The organism is Brevundimonas bullata (assembly GCF_003350205.1).
GTDB classification, from domain to species: Bacteria; Pseudomonadota; Alphaproteobacteria; order Caulobacterales; family Caulobacteraceae; genus Brevundimonas; species Brevundimonas bullata.
In genome coordinates, this window is record NZ_QLLC01000074.1 from 1 (window position 1) to 2,564 (window position 2,564).

The 2,564-nt window shown below is 63.8% G+C and carries 3 protein-coding genes; all 3 read right to left on the minus strand.

Annotated features, from left to right (window positions below; all coding sequences use genetic code 11):
* Nucleotides 1-11: 11 nt before the first annotated feature.
* Complete coding sequence (locus DXK21_RS16325) at nt 12-1,676, minus strand: recombinase family protein (RefSeq protein ID WP_114818818.1); 1,665 nt, start codon at nt 1,674-1,676, stop codon at nt 12-14.
* The gene (locus DXK21_RS16655; RefSeq protein WP_162790728.1) at nt 1,676-2,011 is read right to left on the minus strand and encodes a hypothetical protein; all 336 of its coding nucleotides are present in this window, start codon (nt 2,009-2,011) and stop codon (nt 1,676-1,678) included. The genes DXK21_RS16325 and DXK21_RS16655 overlap by 1 nt, the downstream gene beginning before the upstream one ends.
* Before the next feature lie 98 nt (nt 2,012-2,109).
* Nucleotides 2,110-2,564 (minus strand): hypothetical protein (locus DXK21_RS16335; protein ID WP_211306073.1); only part of this gene is annotated, 455 nt, incomplete at its 5' end.

A 2,564-nucleotide genomic window follows, 5' to 3' on the forward strand; every position in this document is an offset into this window, starting at 1 on the left:
GCTCGTCAGGCTCATAACCTGAAGGTCGCAGGTTCAAATCCTGCTCCCGCACCCACTACAATAGTACAATCGCCGTCCTGGTTCACCAGGGCGGCGATTTGTCCTTTCACGGTCAGCCCATACTGGCCCCGCTCCGGCAAAGGCGTGACCACGACTGTCTCGATCAGGCGACGCACCAGGTCGCGGGCCTCGGCCGCCGCCTCGCTGTCGCTGCGGTGAAGCGCCTGGGCGAGATCGCCCACCACGCGGCGATAGTGCTCAGCGATCCTTGGGTGAAGGGATACCGGCGAGGGCGCTTCCTTCGCCGCCAGTTCCGTCTCCAGCGTCGCGCGCTGGGCCTCGAGGGCGGCCAGCTTCTCCTTGATCGCGGCGCCGCTCAGGGTGCCGTCGGCCACTTGGTCGATCAGCCGGTCCGACCGGCGCTTGGCTTCGGCCAGGTCGGATTCCAGCTTGCTTCGTCGGCCCCGGATGTCTCGATTGCGCTTGTCCATTTCGAGGCGCGCCTCTTCCATGGCGGAGGCGACGATGTCCGGCGCGAGCAGGCGATCCCGGAGGGCAGCCAGGACCCGATCGGCGATGTCGGCGCCCTTGACGCCTCGGCCGTTGTCGCAGGCGGCCGGACCGCGCTCGCGTCGCCAGGAGCAGACGAACCTCTGCTCAGAGCCGCTGCGGATCATCGGGCCGCCGCAACAGCCGCATGTGAGCTTGCCGCTGAGCAGGTGCCTCGGGCGAACGGAGGACAGAGGTGATGTCTTCTGCGGTCCTAGGCGATTTTCTTCATACCGGGCGCGGACCTTAAGCCAAAGTTCCTCAGGGACGATGCGCAGGTCCGGAACCTCCCCGTGGACAATGTCGGCGGGGTTGCCCTTGCGGGCAGTGCGAATGCCGGTGCTGGGGTCCTTCATCCAAGTCTGGCGGCCGAACACCAGGGCGCCCCGGTAAAATTCATTGTGGATGACACCGTTTCCGCGACTAGCGTTGCCGTTGATGGTTGAGGCGTTCCAGGTCTTGCCTCGAGGGCTGGGGACGCCGCGCGCGTTCAAGTCCGCCGCAATGGCGCGTGGGGAGGCGCCCGCAGCGTATTTGCGAAAGATCTCGACGACGACCTCGGCCTCGGCCGGGACGATATCGCGAAGACCCCTGATCGGTTCGCCTGCTGCGTCGAATTCGCGGCGGATGGCGTAACCGTAGACCCGCCCGCCGGTGTGGCGGCCATCACGAACCACGCCCTCCAGGCCCCGCCGGGTCTTGCGGCGGATTTCCTGGAGGAAGAGGGCGTTCATCGTGCCTTTCAGGCCGACGTGCAGTTCGTCGACGGCGCCTTCCGAGATCGTGTGGATGGCGACGCCGTGGAAGCGCAGGTCCTCATAGATGGCGGCGATATCAGCCTGCGATCGCGACAGTCGATCTAGAGCTTCGCAGATCACCACGTTGAACTCGCCACGCTTGGCGGCTCGCACCATGGAAAGAAGGCCGGGACGGTTGGCGGTCGAGGCGCCGGAGATGGCGGCGTCGTCATAGGCGTCGACGATCTTGATGCCCTGGCGGGCGGCGAAGGTGCGGCATGCGAGGAACTGATCCTCGATCGAGGTCTGTTTCTGCAGGTCGCTGGAGAAGCGAGCGTAAAGGGCTGCGCGCAACAACGAATGGGGCGCGGGTGACCGGGCGTTGATCATTAAAGGTCGTCTTCCGAACGGTAGGGGTCTGACCAATTTTGCATCTCCACCGCCACGCGCGCTAGGGCGCGGACGAGGCTGACGAGCAGGTCTTCAGCCAAGGCTGCTCGGGCTTCGGCCGGCAGGGGCGTGCCCAGAGCAATGATCTGGGCGTGATCGCGTATGGTCGTGGCGATATGCAGCGGCGACTGGGAAGCCTCGTTTCTCACATCGGGCAGAAGGGGCGTGGGGGAGGTTTCGCTCTTTGCCGATGAAGCGGGCGATTGGCTCGGCGCACGCTGCTGAGGCTCCTCGTGTTTGGAGGCAGCAGGACGCGAGTAGAGGGGAGATTTCAAGATATGGACTCTCAAGCATGCGTAAGCGAACGGGCGCGCGCCACGCAAAGTTATGAGGGGTCCGAGGCAAAGGTTGCTCACCCTGGATTAATGAAGGGTTAACGGCGCCCGACATGCCTGTCGGAGGCCTTTTCGTTTGAAGCCGCCTGAAACCAATTCAGCCCCTCGGCCTGAAATCCATCAAGCAGGTCGTGGAGAACCTGCAGCTTTGCCATGACTTCAGGCGGTCTATCGAAATCGTATGGACGGACGGGGAGGGGACCAAAGGCGGCAACGCCAATGTCAGCCGCCATGGTCCGTAGGTGTTTGAACTCTTGTTCGCTGAAGCGATCCTTCGAAAGGGCTGCCAGATGGACGGACGCCTGTACGAGCCGGTGGCCCATGAGCTTCACCATGTAGTCCTGATGGCCTTCCAGGTCGGTGATGATCAAACGCCGAAGATACTCACTAACGCTGACGCCCGTGCCGGCGAGCTTCTCGGCCATCTGGCGATGATAAGTACCCCTCCGGTGAAGGCCGCCTTGTTCGGCTGAGCCCATCGGCGATCCTGGAC